A 22,862-nucleotide genomic window follows, 5' to 3' on the forward strand; every position below is an offset into this window, starting at 1 on the left:
CATTATAGACAGGAGTACAAATTCTATACAGAAAAATTAAACACGGCGACGTTTTGGCGGGCGGCAGCCGTTATGTGGAACTGGAGTAACGTCTTTGATCGCAGTTACTTCAAGACCTGCTGCTTGAAGAGCACGGATTGCTGCTTCACGGCCAGCACCTGGTCCTTTAACAGTAACCTCAAGAGTTTTCAGACCATGTTCCATAGAAGTCTTAGCTGCAGTTTCTGCTGCCATTTGTGCTGCGAATGGAGTGGATTTACGTGAACCCTTGAAACCAAGCGCACCTGCACTAGACCATGATAATGCGTTACCATGTACGTCTGTAATTGTTACGATAGTGTTGTTGAAAGTTGAACGAATATGCGCAACTCCACTTTCAATATTCTTTTTGACGCGGCGTTTGCGTGTATTAGTTTTACGAGCCATTTAAATGTTACCCTCCTTTACGGATTATTTTTTCTTGTTAGCTACAGTCTTACGAGGACCTTTACGAGTACGTGCGTTGTTCTTCGTGTTTTGTCCGCGAACAGGCAATCCACGACGATGACGCAAGCCACGGTATGAACCGATCTCCATTAGACGCTTGATGTTTAGTGAAACTTCACGGCGAAGGTCACCTTCAACCTTTAACTTGTCGATGATATCACGGATTTTGTTAAGTTCTTCTTCAGTAAGGTCGCGAACGCGAGTTTCTTCAGAAACACCAGCCTCAGCAAGAACTTTCTCAGCAGTTGATCTGCCGATTCCGAAAATATATGTTAAAGCAATAACTACACGCTTTTCACGTGGAATATCTACACCAGCAATACGTGCCATCTAGATGCGCACCTCCTTTAATATTAACCTTGTTTTTGTTTATGTTTAGGGTTTTCACAGATCACCATTACTTTGCCTTTTCTGCGGATAACTTTGCACTTTTCACAGATTGGCTTAACAGATGGTCTCACTTTCATTACTCTAACCTCCTTGATAGTACGGAGTCACGGTTTATTTAAAGCGGTAAGTAATTCTTCCGCGAGTCAAATCATATGGAGAAAGCTCAACTGTTACTTTATCTCCAGGCAGGATCCGAATGAAGTGCATTCTGATTTTGCCGGAAACATGAGCCAACACTGTATGACCATTCTCTAATTCTACCTTAAACATTGCATTCGGCAAAGTTTCTATTACTGTGCCTTCAATTTCAATTACATCATCTTTCGCCATAAACTGGTCTCCCTTCTTTATTCAAATTCGTATTAAATCATAGCCCGCTTACGCGGAATGGAACTTTCTATTGTGATACGGCATCCAATCGAGAATATTGATGAAAAATATTCAACCTTATGATTATAACATAAAGCTGGCTTCCCGTCCGCATAGAAAAATCATTTTTGCCTATTTAAAGACTAAAAAACAGAATCAGACGGCTGAACACCGTGATCAGGCTTTTGTTAAGATCTCAAAACCAGTTTCAGTGATCGCAATGGTATGCTCAAAATGAGCACACATTTTACCGTCAACCGTTACAACAGTCCAATTATCGGCTAACGTATTTACATAGCGGCTTCCTGCATTCACCATCGGTTCTATGCATAGAACCATTCCAGGCTTCAGCCTCGGTCCTCTGTTAGGAGGGCCGTAATGAGGAATTTGCGGGTCTTCATGCAATTCTTGCCCAATTCCATGGCCGACATACTCACGAACAATAGAAAAGCCTTCTGATTCCACATACGTTTGAATTGCATGGGAGATGTTCGAAAGACGTTCCCCTGGCTTAGCTTCTTTCAGGCCCGTGAACAATGACTCTTCTGTCACGTCCAACAGACGCTGGGTTTCTTCATCAACCTTTCCAACCGGGTAAGTCCAGGCGGAGTCCCCGTGGTATCCGTTGTACTTTGCACCGATGTCAATGCTGATGATGTCGCCTTCTTTAAGAACCCGATTTCCAGGTATCCCGTGAACTAGTTCTTCATTAACGGATGCACAGATGCTGCCGCGAAAACCATTATAACCTTTAAAAGAAGGAGTTGCACCTTGTTTGCGGATAAAATCCTCAGCAATGGCATCCAGCTCTTTGGTTGTAATGCCAGGAGCAACGTGTTTTTTCAACTCCTGGTGTGTCAGCGCTACAATGCAACCTGCTTCCCGCATAATTTCTATTTCACGAGGGGTTTTGCATATGATCATTAATTTAAGCCCCCAAGCAATTCTTCGATATCAGCAAAAACGACATCAATGTCCTGCTGACCGTTGATATTGCGTAAGTAACCTTTATCTTCATAGAAGTTCAACAGAGGCTTTGTTTGCTGGATGTTAACGTCCAGACGGTTTTGAACTGTTTCTGCGTTATCATCAGCGCGCTGGTAAAGCTCGCCGCCACAACGGTCACAAACGCCTTCCTTTGCAGGAGGATTGAACACAAGGTGGTATGTCGCTCCACAGTTTTTACAAATCCTGCGTCCTGTCAAACGCTCCATGAGGATACTCTGATCCACATCAATGTTGATGACATAATCAATTTTTTTGCCAAGATCAGCAAGCATGCTGTCCAGTGCTTCAGCCTGTGCAACTGTGCGCGGGAATCCATCAAGAAGGAATCCATTTTCACAGTCTTCTTTGCTTAAGCGTTCACGGACAATCCCGATCGTAACTTCGTCAGGAACCAGCTCTCCCTTGTCCATAAATGATTTTGCCTGTAATCCAAGTTCCGTTCCTTCTTTGATAGCTGCACGGAACATATCTCCAGTTGAGATATGAGGGATGTTGTATTTACCAACAATTTTATCGGCTTGCGTGCCCTTACCGGCACCCGGAAGCCCCATCAGAACCAAATTCACAAGTTTTCCCCCCTCAGTCTCTATTAAAGATTCAAGGGACACAAGTCCCCTAAATCTTATTTTATAAAGCCTTTATAATGGCGTTTTACAAGCTGAGCTTCAAGCTGCTTCATCGTTTCAAGCGCAACGCCGACAACGATCAGCAAGCTAGTTCCGCCAATCTGAACCGATTGAGGCAGACCAGCGAATTTAATGAAAAACACTGGCAGCACAGAGATTACTGAAAGGAAAATCGCACCAACCAAAGTCAGGCGGTAAAGAACCCTTGTCAAGTATTCCTGTGTGTTTTTTCCTGGACGTATACCAGGAACATATCCACCCTGCTTCTTCAGGTTCTCGGCGACTTGTTCAGGATTGACCTGGATGAACGCATAGAAATACGTGAACGCGATGATTAGTGCCACATAGACGATCATACCGATCGGCTGTGTGTAATCAAACGTCTTCTGAATCCAGAGTGTCACATCATTCGTGCCGAAGAACTGAGCGATTGTCGGAGGTGTAACGACAAACGAAATCGCGAAGATAACCGGGATGACACCAGCAGCGTTCACTTTCAAAGGAAGGTGAGTGTTCTGGCCGCCAACCGCGTTGTTTCCTACGCTCATGCGTTTAGCGTACTGGATCGGTATTTTACGTGTTGCCTGCTGGATGAAAATAACACCCACAACGATTGCGATAACAGCAATCAGAATCAGCAATACAGTCACAATGCGCAGGAACAGAGCGTCGCCTGCATCAGAGAACTGCTGTGCATAAATCTGATTGACCATTGTCGGAATTCCGGCAGCAATACCTGCAAAGATAATGATTGAAATACCATTTCCTACACCTTTTGCCGTGATCTGCTCACCGAGCCACATCAGGAATGCAGTTCCAGCTGTCAGAACAAGGGCAATCATCAGGTAAGAAGTGATACCGGCATTTTGGATCAATAATCCTCCTGCCATATTGTTAAAGCCATAAGACATACCGAGTGCCTGGATAAAACCAAGAACGATCGTGAAATAGCGGGTAAACTGAGCTAATTTACGGCGTCCGACTTCTCCTTGTTTGGACCATTCAGTAAACTTTGGCACAACATCCATCTGCAAAAGCTGGATGATGATTGAAGCAGTGATGTACGGCATGATTCCCATCGCGAAGATGGAGAAGTTCTGCAGCGCACCGCCGCCAAAAGTATTCAGCACACCGAAGACACTCATGTCATCCTGTGCTTTCAAAATATCTGCATTTACGTTCGGTACAGGAATAAATGAACCGAGACGAAATACAATCAACATTAAAAGGGTGAAGAGAATTTTATTTCTAATTTCACCCACGCGCATAAAATTGGAGATTGTCTGGAACATTAAATCACCTCAGTTTGACCGCCGGCAGCTTTGATCGCTTCCTCGGCTGCAGAGGAGAACTTATGAGCTTTAACAGTCAATTTCTTCTCAAGGCTTCCCTTAGCAAGGATCTTAACTCCTGCTAGTTCCTTCTTGACAAGACCTGTTTCGATTAGAAGTTCTGGAGTTACTTCTGTTCCATCTTCGAATACGTTCAGGCTATCTAGGTTAACGACTGCGTATTCTTTGCGGTTGATGTTCGTGAAACCGCGTTTAGGCAAGCGTCGGAATAAAGGAGTTTGACCACCTTCAAAACCAGGGCGTACACCGCCGCCAGAACGAGCGTTTTGACCTTTATGACCTTTACCAGCAGTTTTACCTTGACCAGAACCGATACCACGTCCAAGACGCTTACGTTCTTTACGAGAACCTTCTGCAGGCTTTAATTCATGAAGTTTCATGTTGGCACCTCCTTATTTTAAAAAGGTTAAAATTATTTTTCAGTTACTGTAACCAGGTGAGAAACTTTGTTGATCATGCCGCGGATTGCTGCATTATCAACCTTCTCAACTGTTTGGTTAACTTTACGTAAGCCAAGGGCTTTAACTGTTTCGCGCTGATCTTGCGGACGGCCGATCAGGCTGCGAGTGAGGGTAATTTCTAATTTGTTAGCCATTTGATTTCCCTCCTTATCCTAACAGTTCTTCCACAGATTTACCGCGTAGTTTTGCTACGTCCTCTGCACGCTTAAGTTGAGATAAACCTTCTAGAGTTGCACGAACCATGTTGATTGGAGTGTTCGTTCCTAGAGACTTAGACAGGATATCAGCAACACCTGCTAATTCTAGTACCGCACGAACTGGTCCACCAGCGATAACTCCTGTACCTTCAGAAGCAGGCTTCAGAAGGATCTCACCAGCACCAAAGTGTCCGATAACTTCGTGAGGAATTGTAGTACCAACCATAGGTACTTGGATTAGGTTCTTCTTCGCATCTTCGATAGCTTTGCGAATCGCTTCAGGTACTTCTTGTGCTTTACCAGTACCCATGCCGACATAACCGTTTTTATCTCCTACTACTACTAGAGCAGAAAAACGGAAACGGCGTCCACCTTTAACAACTTTAGCAACACGGTTAATCGTAACTACGCGTTCTTCAAGTTCAAGTTTGTTTGGATCAATACGACGCATCTTTTTGTGTCCCTCCTTTTTCTATTAAAATTCTAAGCCGTTTTCGCGGGCAGCATCAGCAAGTGCCTGGATGCGGCCATGATAGAGGTATCCGCCACGGTCAAATACTACTGACTTATAACCTTTTTCCACAGCACGCTTAGCGATTAATTCACCGATTTGCTTTGCTGATTCCAGGTTATTGCCTTCAACGTTCACTTCTTTATCTAAAGTAGAAGCACTCGCTAGAGTTACTCCATTTACATCGTCGATTAATTGAGCATAAATGTGCTTGTTTGAACGGAACACATTTAGACGAGGACGAGCTTCAGTTCCGCTAAGTTTCGCACGGACACGAGCGTGTCTCTTACGGCGAGTAGCGTTTTTATCAGCCTTCGTAATCATTTACGTCACTCCTTTCGTTAACCTATGCGGCATTACTTACCTGTTTTACCTTCTTTGCGGCGTACATATTCGCCTTCATAACGAATACCTTTGCCTTTGTAAGGCTCTGGTGGACGTACGTCACGGATGTTAGCAGCCAATGCGCCAACACGCTCTTTATCAGTACCTTTAATAACGATCTTCGTATTAGAAGGAACTTCGATTTCAAGGCCTTTTTCTGCCTCGATTTCAACCGGATGAGAGTATCCTACGTTAAGTACAAGCTTGTTACCTTGCTTAGAAGCACGGTAACCGACACCTACTAGCTCAAGGCCTCTTTCGAATCCTTTAGATACACCCTCAACCATGTTAGCAAGAACCGCACGAGTCGTTCCGTGCAATGCACGATGTTCTTTGTTATCAGTTGGACGAGAAATGTTGACTACGTTCTCTTCGACCTTGATTTCGATGTCAGAGTGAAAAGTACGAGACAATTCACCTTTTGGTCCTTTTACTGTTACGTGATTGTTATCAAGAGTAACAGTAACACCAGCTGGAATTTCAATTGGTTTTTTACCTACGCGTGACATTTGTTGCACCTCCATTCATTCAGAAAAATCTATTACCAAACGTATGCTAAAACTTCTCCGCCCACTTGCTTAGCGCGAGCTTCTTTGTCAGTTAAAACGCCGTTTGAAGTTGATACTAGTGCGATACCTAAACCGTTAAGTACACGAGGTACTTCAGTTGATTTTGCATAAACGCGAAGTCCTGGCTTACTGATTCTCTTAAGACCAGTGATAACACGCTCGTTGTTTGCACCGTACTTCAAGAAGATACGGATGATACCTTGCTTATTGTCTTCGATATATTCAACGTCACGCACGAAACCTTCACGCTTAAGGATCTCAGCGATTTCTTTTTTAATGTTAGAAGCAGGTACTTCTAATTTTTCGTGACGAACCATATTCGCGTTACGAATACGAGTTAGCAAATCTGCAATCGGATCTGTCATGACCATTTAATTTACCTCCTTCCAGAGCTTTCAGTTTTACCAGCTAGCTTTTTTCACACCAGGAATTTGTCCTTTGTATGCTAATTCACGGAAACAAATACGGCAAAGCTTAAATTTGCGGTATACAGAGTGCGGACGGCCGCAGCGCTCACAGCGAGTGTACTCTTGTACTTTGTATTTAGGCGTGCGTTTTTGTTTCGCAATCATTGATTTCTTAGCCACGTTTTCGCCTCCCTCTTATTAGAGATTACTTTTGAAATGGCATTCCGAATTGTGTTAATAGTTCACGAGCTTCTTCATCAGTGTTAGCAGTCGTTACAATAACAATGTCCATGCCACGTACTTTGTTTACTTTATCGTAATCAATTTCAGGGAAGATTAACTGTTCTTTAACACCAAGTGTGTAGTTACCGCGTCCGTCGAAAGACTTCTTGGAGATACCGCGGAAGTCACGTACACGTGGTAAAGATACTGAAATTAACTTGTCGATGAATTCGTACATGCGCTCACCGCGAAGAGTTACTTTCGCACCGATTGGCATACCTTCACGAAGGCGGAAGCCAGCGATTGATTTCTTAGCACGAGTCACAACTGGCTTTTGACCAGTGATCGTTGCTAATTCCTCAACTGCAACATCAAGAGCTTTAGCGTTGGCAACAGCGTCACCTACACCCATGTTGATTACGATCTTTTCAAGTTTAGGAACTTCCATAATTGACTTATAGTTAAACTTGCTCATAAGAGCAGGAGTAATTTCATTGTTGAACTTTTCTTTTAGGCGGTTCATCGATTGTACCTCCCTTCTTCAATAGACTATTTATCTAGAACTTCACCGGATTTTTTAGCAACGCGTACCTTTTTGCCGTTCTCGACAGTGTATCCAACTCGGGTTGGCTTGCCGGATTTCGGATCTACAGGCATTACGTTTGATACATGGATAGGTGCTTCCTGGTTCAAGATTCCACCTTGTGGATTTACTTGAGAAGGCTTAGCGTGTTTTTTCACGATGTTGATTCCTTCTACAAGAACACGGCTTTGCTTTGGATAAGCTTCAAGGATGATCCCTGATTTGCCTTTGTCCTTACCAGAGATGACCATTACTTTGTCACCTTTTTTTACATGCATCTGTGTGCACCTCCTTAAAGGCATTTGAAATAGATTATAGTACTTCTGGAGCTAATGAAACGATCTTCATGAAGTTGTTGTCACGAAGCTCACGTGCAACTGGTCCGAAGATACGAGTACCACGAGGACTCTTATCGTCACGGATGATTACACAAGCATTCTCGTCAAACTTAATGTAAGTACCGTCAGTGCGGCGCATACCAGTTTTTGTACGAACGATAACTGCTCTGACAACGTCACCTTTTTTAACAACGCCACCTGGTGTTGCTTGTTTCACTGTGCAGACGATGACGTCACCAATATTAGCAGTCTTACGGCCGGAACCGCCAAGAACCTTAATAGTAAGAACTTCACGAGCACCTGAATTGTCAGCAACTTTTAAACGTGTTTCCTGTTGGATCATGCGAGTAACCTCCCTTCGGAATAAACCTTAATCCGAACAATTAGATAATAACAGCTTTTTCCACCACTTCTACAAGGCGGAAACGTTTTGTGGCAGATAGCGGACGAGTTTCCATGATACGAACTACATCGCCGATTTTTGCCTCGTTTTGCTCATCATGAGCCTTGAACTTCTTAGAGTATTTTACACGCTTGCCGTATAAAGGATGCTTTTTGTAAGTCTCAACAAGAACAGTAACAGTTTTGTCCATCTTGTCAGATACTACGCGTCCAGTATAAACTTTGCGTTGGTTGCGTTCACTCATTGTGAGAACCTCCTCTCAATTATCTGTTAACGCCGATTTCTCTTTCACGAATTACAGTTTTCATGCGAGCAATCGCTTTGCGTACTTCACGAATGCGAGCTGTGTTTTCAAGTTGTCCAGTCGCTAATTGAAAGCGCAGGTTGAATAGCTCTTCTTTTAAAGATTTAACTTTTTGTTCAATTTCAGCAGTGGTAAGGTCACGAATTTCATTAGCTTTCATTAGATTCACCACCAATTTCTTCTCGTTTAACAAACTTGCACTTTACAGGAAGCTTGTGTGATGCAAGGCGTAATGCTTCGCGTGCGATCTCTTCAGAAACGCCAGCAACTTCGAACATTACTTTGCCTGGTTTAACAACTGCTACCCAACCTTCAGGAGCACCTTTACCAGAACCCATTCGGACTTCTAGAGGCTTTGCAGTATATGGCTTGTGAGGGAAAATCTTGATCCAGACTTTACCGCCACGTTTCATGTAACGAGTCATTGCAATACGGGCAGATTCGATTTGGCGGTTTGTGATCCAAGAAGCTTCAAGAGCTTGCAAACCGAATTCACCGAAGTTTACTTCAGTACCGCCTTTAGCTTGACCGCGCATCTTGCCACGGTGTTGACGGCGATATTTAACGCGTTTTGGCAATAACATATTATTTGCCTCCTTCCTCAGTTTTCTTCTTCGTAGGAAGGACCTCTCCACGATAAATCCATACTTTAACGCCTAGCTTACCGTAAGTTGTATCTGCTTCAGCAGTAGCATAATCGATATCGGCACGAAGAGTATGAAGTGGAACTGTTCCTTCGCTGTAATGTTCTGAACGAGCGATGTCTGCACCGCCTAGACGGCCGGATACCATTGTCTTGATACCTTTAGCGCCAGCACGCATTGCACGTTGGATAACTTGCTTCTGTGCGCGACGGAAAGATACACGGTTTTCCAATTGGCGTGCGATGTTTTCAGCAACCAATTTCGCATCGATATCAGCTTTTTTGATTTCAAGAATGTTTATATGAACACGTTTGCCTGTTAGTTCGTTTAGCGCTTTACGAAGTGCTTCAACTTCTGTTCCACCCTTACCGATAACCATTCCTGGCTTCGCAGTGTGAACAGTTACATTCAAGCGGTTTGCAGCACGCTCGATTTCTACTTTAGAAAGAGAAGCATCGCGTAAACGCTTAGTGATGTACTCACGAACCTTAAGGTCTTCGTGTAAAAGATCAGCGTAGTCTTTGCCTGCGTACCATTTTGATTCCCAATCACGGATGATTCCGACACGCAAACCGACTGGATTTACTTTTTGACCCACTGATTATCCCTCCTTCTTTTCTGATAAAACGATTGTAATGTGGCTAGTACGTTTGTTAATTGCACTTGCACGGCCCATAGCACGTGGACGGAAACGTTTCAACGTTGGTCCTTCGTTAGCGTAAGCTTCGGATACGACAAGGTTATTAACATCCATCTCATAGTTGTGCTCTGCGTTTGCTAATGCAGATTTCAACACTTTTTCTACGATTGGAGAAGCTGCCTTTGGGGTAAGGTTTAAGATAGCAACTGCTTCACCAACTTGCTTTCCTCGAATTAAATCTAGAACTAAGCGAGCTTTACGAGGAGCAATACGAACTGTTCTTGCAACAGCTTTAGCTTGCATTTGGATGCCCTCCTCTCATTAACGTCTTGTTTTCTTATCGTCATTACCATGACCTTTGTAAGTACGAGTTGGAGCGAATTCTCCAAGCTTGTGGCCTACCATGTCTTCAGTGACATAAACAGGTACATGTTTGCGACCATCGTAGACAGCAATCGTGTGTCCGATGAATTGTGGGAAGATCGTAGAACGGCGAGACCAAGTTTTAACAACTTTCTTGCCTTCAGTTTCATTTAACTTTTCGATCTTTGTGATTAAGTGCTCATCAACAAAAGGTCCTTTTTTTAAGCTGCGACCCATGATTGAACCTCCCTTCGTGATTGCCCTACGGTTCCCGCGAACCGTAGCTCAATCCCGTTATTTTTTACGACGACGTACAATAAACTTGTCGGATTTGTTCTTCTTCTTACGAGTCTTAGCACCAAGAGTTGGTTTGCCCCATGGTGACATTGGAGACTTACGTCCGATTGGTGAACGTCCTTCACCACCACCGTGTGGGTGATCGTTAGGGTTCATTACAGATCCACGTACTGTTGGGCGCTTGCCTAACCAGCGTGAACGACCTGCTTTACCGATGTTGATCAATTCGTGCTGTTCGTTGCCGACTTGACCTACAGTTGCACGGCACTCAGCAAGGACCATACGTACCTCGCCTGAGTTCAAACGAATCAATACATATTTACCTTCTTTACCAAGAACCTGTGCTGAAGTTCCAGCAGAACGAACCAATTGTCCGCCTTTGCCAGGCTTCAATTCGATGTTGTGTACGACTGTACCAACTGGAATGTTAGCTAGTGGAAGAGCGTTACCTACCTTGATGTCAGCTGTTGGGCCAGACATAACTTCCATACCTACTACTAGGTTTTTAGGAGCTAGGATATATCTCTTTTCACCATCTACATAATTAATTAACGCAATGTTTGCTGAACGGTTTGGATCATACTCAATTGTGGCAACGCGTCCTGGAATGCCATCTTTTGTACGTTTAAAATCGATGATTCTGTACTGACGCTTATGGCCGCCACCTTGATGACGAACAGTTAACTTACCCTGGTTGTTACGACCGCCTTTTCTGTGCAACGGAGCAAGCAAGGATTTTTCCGGCTTGTCAGTTGTAATTTCAGCAAAATCAGATGCTGTCATATTACGACGACCGTTGGAGGTAGGTTTGTACTTTTTAATCGCCATTTCGTTTCCCTCCTCTTCTTATTGAATTATTATACTTCGAAGAATTCGATTTCTTTGCTGTCTTGAGTAAGCTTTACGATAGCTTTACGACGCTTGTTAGTGTAACCGCCGAATTTGCCCATACGCTTGAACTTACCTTTGTAGTTCATGATGTTAACTTTTTCAACTTTTACGCCGAAAATAGTTTGAATAGCATCTTTAACTTGAGTTTTGTTCGCTCTTGTGTCGACTTCGAAAGTGTATTTCTTCTCAGCCATTAGATCTGAAGAACGTTCTGTAATAACGGGGCGCTTAATGATATCACGTGCATCCATTATGCAAGCACCTCCTCTACTTTTTCAACAGCTGCTTTTGTCATGATCAGCTTATCATGATTTAAAACATCTAGTACGTTGATTCCATCAGCAGTAACAACAGTTACTCCAGGAATGTTACGTGCAGATAGTGCGACGTTTTCTTCAAGACCTGCTGTTACGATCAATGCTTTCGTGTTAACTGAAAGACCAGTTAGTACACTCTTGAATTCCTTTGTCTTTGGAGCTTCGAAAGCTAGGCTCTCAAGAACAAGGATGTTCTCAGCTTGCACTTTTGATGATAAAGCAGATTTGATTGCCAAACGACGAACTTTCTTAGGCAGTTTATAGCTGTAGCTGCGTGGAACTGGTCCGAATACAGTACCGCCTCCGCGCCATTGTGGAGATCTGATAGATCCCTGACGAGCACGGCCAGTACCTTTTTGACGCCATGGTTTGCGTCCACCGCCCGCTACTTCAGAACGAATTTTAGTTTTATGAGTTCCCTGACGTAATGAAGCTCTCTGCATAACGACTGCTTCGAACATTACGTGGTTGTTAGGCTCAATACCAAATACTGAATCGTTAAGTTCGATTTCTCCAACTTGTGAACCAGCTTGATTGAATAATGCTACTTTAGGCATTCTTGTTTCCTCCTTTCCTGTAAAAATTACTTAGCTTTTACAGCAGTTTTGATTTTTAGAAGGGCTTTTCTAGCACCTGGAACGTTTCCTTTGATTAGAAGAAGGTTGCGTTCAGCGTCAACTTTGACGATTTGCAGGTTTTGAACAGTGATCTGCTCTCCACCCATGCGACCAGGTAGCAATTTACCCTTGAATACGCGGTTTGGAGCAACAGGACCCATTGAACCAGGGCGGCGGTGGTAACGAGAACCGTGAGCCATTGGTCCGCGAGATTGTCCGTGACGCTTGATAGCACCTTGGAAACCTTTACCCTTTGAGATTCCTGTAACATCTACGATATCGCCTTCTGCGAAAATATCAACTTTGACTTCCTGACCAACTTCATATCCTGCTACTTCGACACCATTGAATTCCTTAACGAAGCGCTTAGGAGCAGTGTTTGCTTTTGCAACGTGTCCTTTTTCAGGCTTGTTGGAAAGCTTTTCGCGCTTGTCTTCAAAACCTAACTGGATCGCTTCGTAGCCATCTGTTTCAGCAGATTTCACTTGAAGAACAACGTTTGGAGCAGCTTCTACAACAGTTACCGGGATAAGGTCGCCGTTTTCAGCAAATACTTGAGTCATACCGATCTTTCTTCCTAAGATTCCTTTGGTCATTTCAGTCACACCTCCTGTGATTTATAATGTTTTATTGATTAAAGTTTGATTTCGATATCTACACCTGATGGCAGGTCTAAACGCATTAGTGAATCGACCGTTTGCGGAGTCGGATTGATGATGTCAATCAGACGCTTATGCGTACGCATTTCGAACTGTTCACGAGAATCCTTGTACTTGTGCACCGCACGAAGAATTGTGTAAATGGACTTTTCTGTAGGTAGTGGGATTGGACCAGACACTGCCGCACCAGAACGTTTCGCAGTTTCAACAATTTTCTCTGCAGATTGATCAAGAATCCTGTGATCATAAGCTTTCAAACGGATACGAATTTTTTGTTTTGCCATTACTTTCCCTCCTTTTCGCCTATTTTAAAATAGACATTCTCCGCGAAAATTTCCCACACACTCGCCATGGCAAAGCGGCCGGGTGTGTCAGCAACCTTCCGCATCATCGCAGTCAAAGACCAACATTGTCTATTATACATAAAACATAACGCCAGCGCAACCTATATTCCGCAAAATCATTATGTTTAACACACTTTTACTATTATAGCGGGCGTTTATGTATTTTACAAGTGTAGATGAAGATTTCTAACTATTTAGATGTCGTGAAAAATATTCCTTTTGCATGAGTTGATATATATATAGAAGAAAAAGAATTGAAATTGCTTTTGAAGGGGTTGTTTAAATGGTGTACGGGTCACTTTTATTGACCAGTTGCGGTCTATTTCATGCCGGTTATTTACTTAGGGAATTTACTCGCTGGGTTATCTTACTCTTTTAGCTCTCTTATGCTAATTAATGTTTTCGGTCTTCATTTGATGGACTTTTAATTTCACCTTGAATCGTTTGCTTCATTATATCGTTACAGTATTGCCTTTAACGATTAAACCTGTTTATCTGCTTTAATGTTACGATAATCTCGCTCACTTCTTTTTTATCCGCTCATTATCTCCATTAATGTATCGATAATCTCCCCCAATTCTTTTTTATCCGCTCATTATCGCTTTTATGGTACGATAATCCCGCTCACTTCTTTTTTATCGGTACATTATTGCTTTTAATGTATCGATAATCTCGCTCACTTCTTTTTTATCCGTAAATGATTTGCCTTGAAAGTTATAATATTGTTCATTTCTATATTTCCGTTCATTATCTGCCTTAAGGTAACAATATCCCCGTTCGGTGCATTATCAGCATTTATAGATACGTAAGTTCATCAATCTCTAAATTACTTTTTTAATAGAGGATAATCTCACTTCTCATCTAACAGAAAAATAAAAAAGCAGCTGGATCGTCACCCAGCTGCTTTCATTGTTTCTATTTAAAATTACTCTTGGATAGTCGCAACTACGCCAGCGCCTACAGTACGGCCGCCTTCACGAATTGAGAACTTAGTTCCTTCTTCGATAGCGATTGGAGCGATTAGTTCAACAGTCATTTCGATGTTGTCGCCAGGCATAACCATTTCTACGCCTTCAGGAAGGTTACAGATACCAGTTACATCAGTTGTACGGAAGTAGAACTGAGGACGGTAGTTAGTGAAGAATGGAGTGTGACGTCCACCTTCTTCTTTTGAAAGAACGTATACTTCAGCTTTGAACTTTGTGTGTGGCTTAACAGAACCTGGCTTAGCAAGTACTTGACCACGTTGGATATCTTCACGAGCTACCCCACGAAGAAGTGCACCGATGTTGTCTCCAGCTTCCGCATAGTCAAGAAGCTTACGGAACATTTCTACACCTGTTACAGTAGTAGATTTTGGCTCTTCAGTCATACCGATGATTTCTACAACGTCACCGACTTTAACTTGTCCACGCTCAACACGTCCAGTAGCAACTGTTCCACGGCCAGTGATTGAGAATACGTCCTCAACAGGCATCATGAAAGGCTTGTCAGTGTCACGTTCTGGAGTTGGGATGTACTCATCAACTGCAGCCATAAGCTCGTTGATTTTTTCTTCCCATTCTGGAGCTCCTTCAAGAGCTTTAAGAGCAGAACCTTTGATAACTGGGATGTCATCGCCAGGGAAGTCGTATTCAGAAAGAAGGTCACGTACTTCCATTTCTACTAGTTCAAGAAGTTCTTCGTCGTCAACCATGTCACACTTGTTCATGAATACAACAAGGTAAGGTACGCCTACCTGACGAGAAAGAAGGATGTGCTCACGAGTTTGTGGCATTGGGCCGTCAGCAGCAGATACTACAAGGATACCGCCGTCCATTTGTGCAGCACCAGTGATCATGTTCTTAACATAGTCAGCGTGTCCTGGGCAGTCAACGTGTGCATAGTGACGAGTTGCAGTTTCGTACTCAACGTGTGCAGTTGAGATTGTGATTCCACGCTCGCGCTCTTCTGGAGCAGCGTCGATTTGGTCGTAACCGCGTGCTTCACCGCCGCCTACTTTAGAAAGAACAGTAGTGATAGCAGCTGTTAGAGTTGTTTTACCATGGTCAACGTGACCAATTGTACCAATGTTAACGTGTGGCTTAGAACGATCGAATTTAGCTTTTCCCATTAGAAAAATCCTCCTTTGATATATGAAAATTAAGTATATTTTAATGTGCTGTGAAATAGGCGAGCCTATCCCACAGCGTATGCTTACATTAGTAGTTATACTTGATTAAAAGATGAAAATCAATTATTCACCTTTATTTTTTTTGATGATTTCTTCAGAAACAGATTTAGGAACTTCTTCGTAGTGGTCGAAGTGCATTGAGAATACACCGCGTCCTTGTGTGCTTGAACGAAGAGCAGTTGCATAACCGAACATTTCTGATAGTGGAACCATCGCACGAACAACTTGTGCATTACCACGAGCATCCATACCTTCGACGCGTCCGCGACGAGCAGTGATCATACCCATGATATCTCCAAGGTATTCTTCAGGAATTACAACTTCTACCCTCATGACTGGCTCAAGGATAACCGGCTTACACTTGGAAGCCGCATTCTTAAGTGCCATTGAAGCAGCGATTTTAAACGCCATTTCAGAGGAGTCAACATCGTGGTAAGAACCATCGAATAGTCTTGCTTTGATGTCAACAAGTGGATATCCTGCAAGTACTCCGCGATCGAGAGCGTCTTCAAGACCAGCTTGAACCGCTGGGATGTATTCACGTGGAACAACACCACCGACGATACCGTTCTCGAATTCGAAGCCTTTTCCTTCTTCGTTTGGAGAGAACTCAATCCAAACGTGTCCGAATTGACCACGTCCACCGGATTGGCGAGCGAATTTACCTTCAACCGAAGCTGATTCGCGGAAAGTTTCACGGTATGCAACCTGAGGTGCACCAACGTTAGCTTCCACTTTAAATTCACGACGCATACGGTCAACGATGATATCAAGGTGAAGTTCACCCATTCCAGCGATGATTACCTGTCCAGTTTCCTGGTCAGTATGCGCGCGGAATGTAGGATCTTCTTCTTGAAGTTTTTGCAATGCAGTTGTCATTTTGTCCTGGTCAGCTTTTGACTTAGGCTCAACTGATAACTGGATTACTGGTTCTGGGAACTGCATGGACTCAAGAATAACTAGAGACTTTTCATCACATAGAGTGTCACCAGTAGTAGTATCTTTCAAACCAACAGCTGCAGCGATGTCACCGGCGAAAACCTTTGAGATTTCCTGGCGGCTGTTTGCGTGCATCTGAAGGATACGTCCGATACGCTCACGCTTTCCTTTTGTTGAGTTCTGTACATATGAGCCAGACTCAAGAGTACCAGAGTAAACGCGGAAGAACGTTAACTTACCAACATAAGGGTCAGTCATAACTTTGAACGCAAGAGCAGAGAATGGCTCGTTGTCGTCAGAGTGACGCTCAACTTCTTCATCAGAATCCGGCAGAGTACCTTTGATTGCTGGTACATCCAGTGGAGATGGAAGGTAGTCGATAACAGCGTCAAGCATTAGCTGAACACCTTTGTTTTTGAATGCTGAACCACAGATAACTGGGTAGAATTCAACGTTTGTTGTACCTTTACGGATTGCAGCTTTGATCTCTTCGATAGTAAGCTCTTCTCCGCCAAGGTATTTTTCCATTAACTCTTCATCAAGCTCAGCTACCGCTTCGATTAGCTTTTCACGGTATTCTTCAGCTTGTGCTTTATATTCTTCAGGAATCTCACCTTCAGTAATTTCAGTACCTAGGTCATTTCCGTAGAAGATAGCTTTCATTTCAACAAGGTCGATGATTGCTTCAAACTCATCTTCAGCTCCGATTGGAAGCTGGATTGGATGAGCATTCGCTTGAAGACGGTCATGGATAGTTGAAACAGAGTATAGGAAGTCCGCGCCTAGCTTATCCATTTTGTTAACGAATACTACACGTGGAACTCCGTAAGTAGTAGCCTGGCGCCAAACTGTTTCAGTTTGAGGCTCAACACCTGACTGTGCGTCAAGTACTGCTACTGCACCATCAAGTACACGAAGTGAACGTTCAACTTCAACAGTGAAGTCTACGTGTCCTGGTGTGTCGATGATGTTAACGCGGTGTTCTTTCCAAGAAGCTGTAGTTGCAGCAGAAGTGATCGTGATTCCACGCTCTTGTTCCTGCTCCATCCAGTCCATTTGAGAAGCACCTTCATGAGTTTCGCCGATTTTATGAATACGGCCTGTATAATATAGAACACGCTCAGTAGTTGTTGTTTTACCAGCATCAATGTGAGCCATGATCCCAATATTACGAGTTTTTTCTAAGGAGAACTCTCTTGCCATTTGGTCTTTCTCCTTCCTAGTATGAGTGTTTTTAGATTGAAGGTAAGATTACCAACGATAGTGAGCGAATGCTTTGTTTGCTTCCGCCATTTTGTGTGTATCTTCGCGCTTCTTAACAGAAGCACCAGTGTTGTTAGCAGCGTCAAGAATTTCGTTAGCAAGACGCTCTTCCATTGTCTTTTCCCCACGAAGACGTGAGTAGTTGACCAACCAGCGAAGACCAAGAGTTGTACGGCGGTCTGCACGCACCTCAACTGGTACTTGGTAGTTAGCTCCACCTACACGGCGTGCTTTTACTTCTAGAACAGGCATGATGTTCTTAAGAGCTGCATCGAATACTTCGATTGGCTCCTTGCCTGAACGCTCACGAATGATATCAAAAGCTGAATAAAGGATCTTTTGTGATTTACCTCTCTTGCCATCGATCATCATTTTGTTGATCAAACGAGTGATAAGCTTTGAGTTATAAATCGGATCCGGCAATACGTCTCTCTTTGCAACTGGACCTTTACGTGGCATGTAATTTCCTCCTTTCAAAAAGGGTTAATAGTTTTGGTTATTATTTCTTAGCTGCTTTTGGTCTCTTAGTACCGTACTTAGAACGGCCCTGCATACGGTTGTTTACACCAGCAGTATCAAGAGCACCACGAACGATGTGGTAACGCACACCCGGTAAGTCTTTTACACGTCCTCCGCGGATAAGAACAACGCTGTGCTCTTGAAGGTTGTGCCCGATACCAGGGATATAAGCTGTTACCTCGATTCCGTTAGTCAAACGTACACGAGCGTATTTACGCAACGCTGAGTTCGGCTTCTTTGGAGTCATAGTACCAACACGAGTACATACACCACGCTTTTGTGGAGATGAAACGTTAGTTTGTGCTTTTTTGAAGCTGTTGTAACCTTTATTTAGCGCCGGAGATTTTGACTTCTCCTCTTTTGAGCTACGTGGCTTGCGCACTAATTGGTTAATTGTAGGCATGATCATTTTCCTCCCTTCACATTTTGTGTAAGCCCACACATCCAGGTGGTTCATTTTTTTACAAAAAACAAAGTTCTTGCAGTTGACTGCAAAAACAGTTTTTACTTGGTTATCGCTACAGCTGAGGCGCCGACGGCAATTCCGCATGCCTTCCCTAATTTTTTCATAGAGTCGACATAGGTGATGGCGGTGTTCATTTCCCTGGCAGCTTGCAATAGATTCGCTGTCACTTTCGTGTCAGCATCCTTTGCAATGACCAGTTCGATTACTTCGCCAGCCTTCAGTGCTTTCACTGTTTGCTTTGATCCTACTATAATCTTGTTAGCTTGAGCTACTTTTTCATAAGACATCGATATCCTCCAAAGTAACCGGTAAATAGGAGCACCTTTGAAATAGTAACATTTAGTGCAAGGTATGTCAACAGCATTAAAAAACTTTTTTCGCTAATGTGTTTCTTTATTCATAGATTCGCTCATATTTTTTAAAAAGGCGGCACTTTCTGCCGAAGCAGAGAGTACCGCGCTTTTACTTTATTCTACAGTGATGGCATCTTCAGCATTTTCTTCTTCCGTTGAGATTGGCTCAGCTCTTCTGTAGCGCTGCATACCAGTTCCTGCTGGAACAAGTTTACCGATGATAACATTTTCTTTCAGGCCGAGAAGTTCATCTCGCTTGCCTTTGATCGCTGCATCTGTAAGCACTCTTGTTGTTTCCTGGAAGGATGCTGCGGACAGGAATGAATCTGTCTCAAGTGATGCTTTTGTGATACCAAGCAATACTGGACGTCCTGTTGCAGGCATTTTACCTTCAAGAAGCGCTTTGCGGTTCGCGTCAGTGAACTGATGGATTTCAAGCAATGTGCCTGGCAGTACATCTGTTTCACCAGCGTCGATTACCCTGATTTTGCGCATCATCTGGCGAACCATTACTTCTACGTGCTTATCCCCGATCTCAACACCCTGCATACGGTATACCTTTTGAACTTCTTTCAATAGGTATTCCTGCACGGATTGAACATCTTTGACTCTTAAAAGTTCCTTAGGGTCAATTGAACCTTCAGTGAGTTCCTGACCGCGTTCAACATGGTCATTTATAGCAACCTTTAGGCGTGCTGTATATGGCGCATTGTATGTGCGGCTTTCGATTTCACCCTGGATCACGATTTCCTGCTGACGGTCTTTTCCTTCGTTGATGCCTACTACGACACCTTCCAATTCAGAGATGACAGCCTGACCTTTAGGATTACGCGCTTCAAACAATTCCTGGATACGCGGAAGACCTTGTGTGATATCGTCTCCTGCAACACCGCCGGTATGGAATGTACGCATTGTAAGCTGTGTGCCCGGCTCACCGATTGACTGCGCAGCAATGATGCCGACTGCTTCGCCAACTTCGACTTCCTGGCCAGTTGCCAGGTTGCGTCCGTAACATTTCTTACATACGCCGTGGCGTGTATTACATGTGAATGCAGAACGAATCCAAACTTCTTCGATACCTGCTTCTGTTACTTCAACAGCAAGGTCTTCTGTAATCAAGCCATTTTCAGGTACAATTACAGCCTTTGTTTCAGGATGCTTGATTGCCTTTCTTGCATAACGGCCAATCAATCGCTCATCAAGAGGTTCGATTACTTCAGTACCATCTTTAAGAGATTTGATAAACAAGCCTCTGTCTGTTCCGCAATCGTCTTCGCGAACGATGACATCCTGGGCTACGTCTACAAGACGGCGTGTCAGGTAACCTGAGTCCGCAGTCTTAAGTGCTGTATCGGCAAGACCTTTACGAGCACCGTGAGTAGAGATAAAGTACTCCAATACTGTAAGACCTTCACGGAAACTTGACTTGATCGGCAATTCGATGATCCGTCCCGCCGGGTTGGCCATCAGACCACGCATACCAGCAAGCTGCGTGAAGTTGGACGCGTTACCACGGGCACCGGAGTCACTCATCATGAAGATTGGGTTGGAATTATCCAGTGATTTCATCAGCTTCGCCTGGATATTATCCTTCGCCTGGCTCCAGATAGAAATAACACGGTCATAACGCTCATCCTCGGTAATCAAACCGCGTCTGAACTGCTTAAGAACATTATCGACCTTCGTTTGTGCTTCTGAAATGATTTCCTGCTTCTCTTTAAGAACCACGATATCAGCCACACCGACCGTAATACCCGCTTTAGTGGAGTATGTGAAGCCAAGTCCCTTCATACGGTCAAGCATTTTTGAAGTTTCGGTGATCTTGAACTTCTTGAAAACTTCAGCAATGATGTTTCCAAGAATTTTCTTCTTGAATGGATCAACCAATGGCATACTCTTGATAACTTCCTTGATATCAGCGCCTTTTTCCACAAAATACTTCTCAGGAGTTTTCTCCTCAAGGTTTTGCTTGGAAGGTTCGTTGATATATGGGAAGGACGCTGGAAGGATTTCATTGAAAATCAACTTACCAACAGTCGTGATCAAGAGCTGGCCATTTTGCTCTTCAGTGAATGTCTGGTTGCCAAGTGATGATGCGGCAACAGCAACACGTGTATGAAGATGCACATAGCCATTTTGATAGGCAACTAATGCTTCGTTTGTATCCTTGAAGACCATACCTTCACCGACAGCGCCTTCTCTTTCAAGTGTCAGGTAGTAGTTACCCAATACCATATCCTGTGAAGGAGTTACAACTGGCTTGCCGTCCTTAGGGTTCAGGATGTTCTGTGCTGCAAGCATCAACAAGCGTGCTTCTGCTTGTGCTTCAGCAGAAAGCGGAACGTGGACAGCCATCTGGTCACCGTCGAAGTCAGCGTTATATGCTGTACATACGAGCGGGTGAAGACGGATTGCTCGTCCTTCTACCAATGTCGGCTCGAATGCCTGGATTCCAAGTCTGTGAAGAGTCGGTGCACGGTTCAGCAATACTGGGTGCTCCTTGATGACATCTTCAAGTACATCCCAGACTTCCGGCTGGACGCGCTCGATTTTACGCTTGGCAGACTTTATATTATGGGCTAAGCCCTTTTGGACAAGTTCTTTCATGACAAACGGCTTGAACAGCTCAAGAGCCATTTCTTTTGGCAGTCCGCACTGGTACATGTGCAGGTTAGGCCCTACGACGATAACAGAACGGCCAGAGTAGTCAACACGCTTACCAAGAAGGTTTTGACGGAAACGACCTTGTTTACCCTTCAGCATATGAGAAAGGGACTTCAATGGACGGTTACCTGGTCCGGTTACCGGACGTCCGCGGCGGCCGTTATCAATCAGCGCATCAACAGCTTCCTGAAGCATACGCTTTTCGTTCTGGACGATGATGCTTGGAGCACCAAGGTCAAGAAGTCGCTTAAGACGGTTATTACGGTTGATTACACGGCGATACAGGTCATTCAGGTCAGACGTTGCGAAACGGCCGCCATCAAGCTGTACCATCGGGCGAAGTTCCGGCGGGATAACAGGGAGAACATCAAGGATCATCCATGATGGCTCATTGCCTGATCCACGGAATGCTTCTACTACCTCAAGGCGCTTGATCGCACGAGTACGACGCTGGCCCTGTGCAGTTCTCAATTCTTCCTTCAGCATATCTGCTTCTTTATCAAGGTCGATATCAGAAAGCAGCTTTTTGATTGCTTCAGCTCCCATGGCAGCCTGGAACTTATTGCCGTATTTTTCACGGTAAGCACGGTATTCTTTCTCTGATAACAATTGCTTCTTTTCAAGAGCAGTGTCACCAGTTTCCGTTACCACATACGAAGCAAAGTAAATAACTTCTTCAAGTGCACGCGGAGACATGTCAAGGACTAGTCCCATGCGGCTAGGAATACCTTTGAAATACCAAATGTGAGAAACAGGAGCCGCAAGCTCAATGTGTCCCATTCTTTCACGACGGACTTTTGCACGAGTTACTTCAACACCGCATCGGTCACAGACAACGCCCTTGTAGCGGACTCTCTTGTACTTTCCGCAGTGACATTCCCAGTCTTTTGTCGGTCCGAAGATCCGCTCACAGAATAAGCCGTCTTTTTCTGGCTTTAAAGTACGATAGTTGATTGTTTCTGGCTTTTTAACCTCACCGAAAGACCATGAACGGATCTTGTCTGGTGAAGCGAGGCCAATTTTCATGTACTCAAAATTATTAACATCTAGCAAGGGGCCTACCTCCCTTTTAATCTAGGGTTTTACCCTTATGGCCATCCAAA

34 protein-coding genes are annotated in these 22,862 nt (G+C 43.9%); all 34 read right to left on the reverse strand.

The window, feature by feature from the left end:
- Positions 1-36 precede the first annotated feature (36 nt).
- Positions 37-426: a 30S ribosomal protein S11 gene (gene rpsK, locus FS736_RS21785; protein WP_023626407.1), complete on the reverse strand. Its 390-nt coding sequence runs from the start codon at positions 424-426 to the stop codon at positions 37-39.
- Between the two features lie 24 nt (positions 427-450).
- The gene (gene rpsM / locus FS736_RS21790) at positions 451-816 is read right to left on the reverse strand and encodes a 30S ribosomal protein S13 (protein WP_144481249.1); all 366 of its coding nucleotides are present in this window, start codon (positions 814-816) and stop codon (positions 451-453) included.
- Between the two features lie 23 nt (positions 817-839).
- Positions 840-953 carry a 50S ribosomal protein L36 gene (gene rpmJ / locus FS736_RS21795; RefSeq protein WP_003156543.1) on the reverse strand — a complete coding sequence of 38 codons (114 nt, stop codon included), beginning with the start codon at positions 951-953 and terminating at the stop codon, positions 840-842.
- Between the two features lie 34 nt (positions 954-987).
- Positions 988-1,206, reverse strand: coding sequence for a translation initiation factor IF-1 (gene infA, locus FS736_RS21800; RefSeq protein WP_009791305.1), 219 nt, complete (start codon positions 1,204-1,206; stop codon positions 988-990).
- Between the two features lie 216 nt (positions 1,207-1,422).
- Positions 1,423-2,169, reverse strand: a complete 747-nt coding sequence (map, locus tag FS736_RS21805) for a type I methionyl aminopeptidase (RefSeq protein WP_144481250.1) — start codon at positions 2,167-2,169, stop codon at positions 1,423-1,425.
- Complete coding sequence (locus tag FS736_RS21810) at positions 2,169-2,819, reverse strand: adenylate kinase (RefSeq protein WP_144481251.1); 651 nt, start codon at positions 2,817-2,819, stop codon at positions 2,169-2,171. The genes map and FS736_RS21810 overlap by 1 nt, the downstream gene beginning before the upstream one ends.
- 56 nt (positions 2,820-2,875) lie before the next feature.
- On the reverse strand, positions 2,876-4,171 hold the full coding sequence (secY, locus tag FS736_RS21815) for a preprotein translocase subunit SecY (RefSeq protein ID WP_144481252.1): 1,296 nt from the start codon (positions 4,169-4,171) through the stop codon (positions 2,876-2,878).
- Positions 4,171-4,611, reverse strand: a complete 441-nt coding sequence (gene rplO / locus FS736_RS21820) for a 50S ribosomal protein L15 (protein WP_144481253.1) — start codon at positions 4,609-4,611, stop codon at positions 4,171-4,173. The genes secY and rplO overlap by 1 nt, the downstream gene beginning before the upstream one ends.
- A 32-nt stretch (positions 4,612-4,643) precedes the next feature.
- Positions 4,644-4,826 (reverse strand): 50S ribosomal protein L30, encoded by a 183-nt coding sequence (gene rpmD / locus FS736_RS21825; protein ID WP_125482127.1) that lies wholly within the window; start codon positions 4,824-4,826, stop codon positions 4,644-4,646.
- Between the two features lie 13 nt (positions 4,827-4,839).
- A complete protein-coding gene (gene rpsE, locus FS736_RS21830) occupies positions 4,840-5,340 on the reverse strand; it encodes a 30S ribosomal protein S5 (protein ID WP_144481254.1) in 501 nt (166 codons plus the stop codon).
- A gap of 24 nt (positions 5,341-5,364) precedes the next feature.
- Positions 5,365-5,724: a 50S ribosomal protein L18 gene (gene rplR / locus FS736_RS21835; RefSeq protein ID WP_144481255.1), complete on the reverse strand. Its 360-nt coding sequence runs from the start codon at positions 5,722-5,724 to the stop codon at positions 5,365-5,367.
- A 32-nt stretch (positions 5,725-5,756) separates the two neighbouring features.
- The gene (gene rplF, locus FS736_RS21840; protein WP_144481256.1) at positions 5,757-6,293 is read right to left on the reverse strand and encodes a 50S ribosomal protein L6; all 537 of its coding nucleotides are present in this window, start codon (positions 6,291-6,293) and stop codon (positions 5,757-5,759) included.
- Positions 6,294-6,325: 32 nt separating this feature from the next.
- The gene (gene rpsH / locus FS736_RS21845) at positions 6,326-6,724 is read right to left on the reverse strand and encodes a 30S ribosomal protein S8 (protein WP_023626417.1); all 399 of its coding nucleotides are present in this window, start codon (positions 6,722-6,724) and stop codon (positions 6,326-6,328) included.
- Positions 6,725-6,754: 30 nt separating this feature from the next.
- A complete protein-coding gene (rpsN, locus tag FS736_RS21850) occupies positions 6,755-6,940 on the reverse strand; it encodes a 30S ribosomal protein S14 (protein ID WP_009499044.1) in 186 nt (61 codons plus the stop codon).
- 25 nt (positions 6,941-6,965) lie between these two features.
- A complete protein-coding gene (gene rplE / locus FS736_RS21855) occupies positions 6,966-7,505 on the reverse strand; it encodes a 50S ribosomal protein L5 (protein WP_041966519.1) in 540 nt (179 codons plus the stop codon).
- Positions 7,506-7,531: 26 nt separating this feature from the next.
- Positions 7,532-7,843, reverse strand: a complete 312-nt coding sequence (gene rplX / locus FS736_RS21860; RefSeq protein ID WP_144481257.1) for a 50S ribosomal protein L24 — start codon at positions 7,841-7,843, stop codon at positions 7,532-7,534.
- A gap of 34 nt (positions 7,844-7,877) precedes the next feature.
- Positions 7,878-8,246 carry a 50S ribosomal protein L14 gene (gene rplN / locus FS736_RS21865; RefSeq protein WP_044393899.1) on the reverse strand — a complete coding sequence of 123 codons (369 nt, stop codon included), beginning with the start codon at positions 8,244-8,246 and terminating at the stop codon, positions 7,878-7,880.
- A 40-nt stretch (positions 8,247-8,286) separates the two neighbouring features.
- The gene (gene rpsQ, locus FS736_RS21870) at positions 8,287-8,550 is read right to left on the reverse strand and encodes a 30S ribosomal protein S17 (protein WP_023626421.1); all 264 of its coding nucleotides are present in this window, start codon (positions 8,548-8,550) and stop codon (positions 8,287-8,289) included.
- A 19-nt stretch (positions 8,551-8,569) separates the two neighbouring features.
- Positions 8,570-8,770, reverse strand: a complete 201-nt coding sequence (gene rpmC / locus FS736_RS21875) for a 50S ribosomal protein L29 (RefSeq protein ID WP_079504261.1) — start codon at positions 8,768-8,770, stop codon at positions 8,570-8,572.
- Positions 8,760-9,194 carry a 50S ribosomal protein L16 gene (gene rplP, locus FS736_RS21880; protein WP_102264859.1) on the reverse strand — a complete coding sequence of 145 codons (435 nt, stop codon included), beginning with the start codon at positions 9,192-9,194 and terminating at the stop codon, positions 8,760-8,762. The genes rpmC and rplP overlap by 11 nt, the downstream gene beginning before the upstream one ends.
- Before the next feature lies 1 nt (position 9,195).
- Positions 9,196-9,852: a 30S ribosomal protein S3 gene (gene rpsC / locus FS736_RS21885; protein WP_144481258.1), complete on the reverse strand. Its 657-nt coding sequence runs from the start codon at positions 9,850-9,852 to the stop codon at positions 9,196-9,198.
- A 3-nt stretch (positions 9,853-9,855) separates the two neighbouring features.
- Positions 9,856-10,197, reverse strand: coding sequence for a 50S ribosomal protein L22 (gene rplV, locus FS736_RS21890; protein ID WP_079504264.1), 342 nt, complete (start codon positions 10,195-10,197; stop codon positions 9,856-9,858).
- A gap of 18 nt (positions 10,198-10,215) precedes the next feature.
- On the reverse strand, positions 10,216-10,494 hold the full coding sequence (gene rpsS / locus FS736_RS21895) for a 30S ribosomal protein S19 (RefSeq protein ID WP_044393904.1): 279 nt from the start codon (positions 10,492-10,494) through the stop codon (positions 10,216-10,218).
- Positions 10,495-10,551: 57 nt separating this feature from the next.
- Positions 10,552-11,382 carry a 50S ribosomal protein L2 gene (gene rplB, locus FS736_RS21900; protein ID WP_144481259.1) on the reverse strand — a complete coding sequence of 277 codons (831 nt, stop codon included), beginning with the start codon at positions 11,380-11,382 and terminating at the stop codon, positions 10,552-10,554.
- 29 nt (positions 11,383-11,411) lie between these two features.
- The gene (rplW, locus tag FS736_RS21905; RefSeq protein WP_144481260.1) at positions 11,412-11,696 is read right to left on the reverse strand and encodes a 50S ribosomal protein L23; all 285 of its coding nucleotides are present in this window, start codon (positions 11,694-11,696) and stop codon (positions 11,412-11,414) included.
- Positions 11,696-12,319 carry a 50S ribosomal protein L4 gene (gene rplD, locus FS736_RS21910; protein ID WP_144481261.1) on the reverse strand — a complete coding sequence of 208 codons (624 nt, stop codon included), beginning with the start codon at positions 12,317-12,319 and terminating at the stop codon, positions 11,696-11,698. Before rplD ends, rplW begins: the two co-directional genes overlap by 1 nt.
- 26 nt (positions 12,320-12,345) lie before the next feature.
- The gene (gene rplC / locus FS736_RS21915) at positions 12,346-12,975 is read right to left on the reverse strand and encodes a 50S ribosomal protein L3 (protein WP_144481262.1); all 630 of its coding nucleotides are present in this window, start codon (positions 12,973-12,975) and stop codon (positions 12,346-12,348) included.
- A 38-nt stretch (positions 12,976-13,013) separates the two neighbouring features.
- Positions 13,014-13,322, reverse strand: coding sequence for a 30S ribosomal protein S10 (rpsJ, locus tag FS736_RS21920; RefSeq protein WP_009791329.1), 309 nt, complete (start codon positions 13,320-13,322; stop codon positions 13,014-13,016).
- Between the two features lie 985 nt (positions 13,323-14,307).
- On the reverse strand, positions 14,308-15,495 hold the full coding sequence (tuf, locus tag FS736_RS21925; protein WP_144481263.1) for an elongation factor Tu: 1,188 nt from the start codon (positions 15,493-15,495) through the stop codon (positions 14,308-14,310).
- 123 nt (positions 15,496-15,618) lie between these two features.
- Positions 15,619-17,697, reverse strand: a complete 2,079-nt coding sequence (fusA, locus tag FS736_RS21930) for an elongation factor G (protein ID WP_144481264.1) — start codon at positions 17,695-17,697, stop codon at positions 15,619-15,621.
- 48 nt (positions 17,698-17,745) lie between these two features.
- Entirely contained in the window at positions 17,746-18,216 is a 471-nt protein-coding gene (rpsG, locus tag FS736_RS21935; protein WP_023626435.1) for a 30S ribosomal protein S7, read from the reverse strand.
- Between the two features lie 40 nt (positions 18,217-18,256).
- Positions 18,257-18,679, reverse strand: a complete 423-nt coding sequence (gene rpsL / locus FS736_RS21940) for a 30S ribosomal protein S12 (protein ID WP_023626436.1) — start codon at positions 18,677-18,679, stop codon at positions 18,257-18,259.
- A gap of 101 nt (positions 18,680-18,780) precedes the next feature.
- A complete protein-coding gene (locus FS736_RS21945) occupies positions 18,781-19,029 on the reverse strand; it encodes a 50S ribosomal protein L7ae-like protein (protein WP_144481265.1) in 249 nt (82 codons plus the stop codon).
- 180 nt (positions 19,030-19,209) lie between these two features.
- Complete coding sequence (gene rpoC, locus FS736_RS21950) at positions 19,210-22,812, reverse strand: DNA-directed RNA polymerase subunit beta' (protein ID WP_144481266.1); 3,603 nt, start codon at positions 22,810-22,812, stop codon at positions 19,210-19,212.
- Between the last annotated feature and the right edge of the window lie 50 nt (positions 22,813-22,862).

Origin of the sequence: Cytobacillus oceanisediminis 2691, assembly GCF_007678455.1 — a bacterium.
Classification (GTDB): Bacteria; Bacillota; Bacilli; order Bacillales; family Cytobacillaceae; genus Mesobacillus; species Mesobacillus oceanisediminis_A.

Coding starts and splice junctions, on each gene's coding strand:
- rplP (WP_102264859.1), bottom strand. CDS start 9,194: ATGTTATTGCCAAAACGCGTTAAATATCGCCGTCAACACCGTGGCAAG.
- rpsL (WP_023626436.1), bottom strand. CDS start 18,679: ATGCCTACAATTAACCAATTAGTGCGCAAGCCACGTAGCTCAAAAGAG.
- rplR (WP_144481255.1), bottom strand. CDS start 5,724: ATGATTACGAAGGCTGATAAAAACGCTACTCGCCGTAAGAGACACGCT.
- rplB (WP_144481259.1), bottom strand. CDS start 11,382: ATGGCGATTAAAAAGTACAAACCTACCTCCAACGGTCGTCGTAATATG.
- rplN (WP_044393899.1), bottom strand. CDS start 8,246: ATGATCCAACAGGAAACACGTTTAAAAGTTGCTGACAATTCAGGTGCT.
- rpmJ (WP_003156543.1), bottom strand. CDS start 953: ATGAAAGTGAGACCATCTGTTAAGCCAATCTGTGAAAAGTGCAAAGTT.
- rpmD (WP_125482127.1), bottom strand. CDS start 4,826: ATGGCTAACAAATTAGAAATTACCCTCACTCGCAGCCTGATCGGCCGT.
- rplF (WP_144481256.1), bottom strand. CDS start 6,293: ATGTCACGCGTAGGTAAAAAACCAATTGAAATTCCAGCTGGTGTTACT.
- rpsE (WP_144481254.1), bottom strand. CDS start 5,340: ATGCGTCGTATTGATCCAAACAAACTTGAACTTGAAGAACGCGTAGTT.
- rplW (WP_144481260.1), bottom strand. CDS start 11,696: ATGGATGCACGTGATATCATTAAGCGCCCCGTTATTACAGAACGTTCT.
- secY (WP_144481252.1), bottom strand. CDS start 4,171: ATGTTCCAGACAATCTCCAATTTTATGCGCGTGGGTGAAATTAGAAAT.
- rpmC (WP_079504261.1), bottom strand. CDS start 8,770: ATGAAAGCTAATGAAATTCGTGACCTTACCACTGCTGAAATTGAACAA.
- tuf (WP_144481263.1), bottom strand. CDS start 15,495: ATGGGAAAAGCTAAATTCGATCGTTCTAAGCCACACGTTAACATTGGT.
- rplO (WP_144481253.1), bottom strand. CDS start 4,611: ATGAAACTTCATGAATTAAAGCCTGCAGAAGGTTCTCGTAAAGAACGT.
- rplX (WP_144481257.1), bottom strand. CDS start 7,843: ATGCATGTAAAAAAAGGTGACAAAGTAATGGTCATCTCTGGTAAGGAC.
- rpsS (WP_044393904.1), bottom strand. CDS start 10,494: ATGGGTCGCAGCTTAAAAAAAGGACCTTTTGTTGATGAGCACTTAATC.
- map (WP_144481250.1), bottom strand. CDS start 2,169: ATGATCATATGCAAAACCCCTCGTGAAATAGAAATTATGCGGGAAGCA.
- rplC (WP_144481262.1), bottom strand. CDS start 12,975: ATGACCAAAGGAATCTTAGGAAGAAAGATCGGTATGACTCAAGTATTT.
- rpsK (WP_023626407.1), bottom strand. CDS start 426: ATGGCTCGTAAAACTAATACACGCAAACGCCGCGTCAAAAAGAATATT.
- rpsQ (WP_023626421.1), bottom strand. CDS start 8,550: ATGAGTGAACGCAACCAACGCAAAGTTTATACTGGACGCGTAGTATCT.
- rpsM (WP_144481249.1), bottom strand. CDS start 816: ATGGCACGTATTGCTGGTGTAGATATTCCACGTGAAAAGCGTGTAGTT.
- rpsJ (WP_009791329.1), bottom strand. CDS start 13,322: ATGGCAAAACAAAAAATTCGTATCCGTTTGAAAGCTTATGATCACAGG.
- FS736_RS21945 (WP_144481265.1), bottom strand. CDS start 19,029: ATGTCTTATGAAAAAGTAGCTCAAGCTAACAAGATTATAGTAGGATCA.
- rplV (WP_079504264.1), bottom strand. CDS start 10,197: ATGCAAGCTAAAGCTGTTGCAAGAACAGTTCGTATTGCTCCTCGTAAA.
- rpsH (WP_023626417.1), bottom strand. CDS start 6,724: ATGGTCATGACAGATCCGATTGCAGATTTGCTAACTCGTATTCGTAAC.
- fusA (WP_144481264.1), bottom strand. CDS start 17,697: ATGGCAAGAGAGTTCTCCTTAGAAAAAACTCGTAATATTGGGATCATG.
- infA (WP_009791305.1), bottom strand. CDS start 1,206: ATGGCGAAAGATGATGTAATTGAAATTGAAGGCACAGTAATAGAAACT.
- rplD (WP_144481261.1), bottom strand. CDS start 12,319: ATGCCTAAAGTAGCATTATTCAATCAAGCTGGTTCACAAGTTGGAGAA.
- rplE (WP_041966519.1), bottom strand. CDS start 7,505: ATGAACCGCCTAAAAGAAAAGTTCAACAATGAAATTACTCCTGCTCTT.
- rpsG (WP_023626435.1), bottom strand. CDS start 18,216: ATGCCACGTAAAGGTCCAGTTGCAAAGAGAGACGTATTGCCGGATCCG.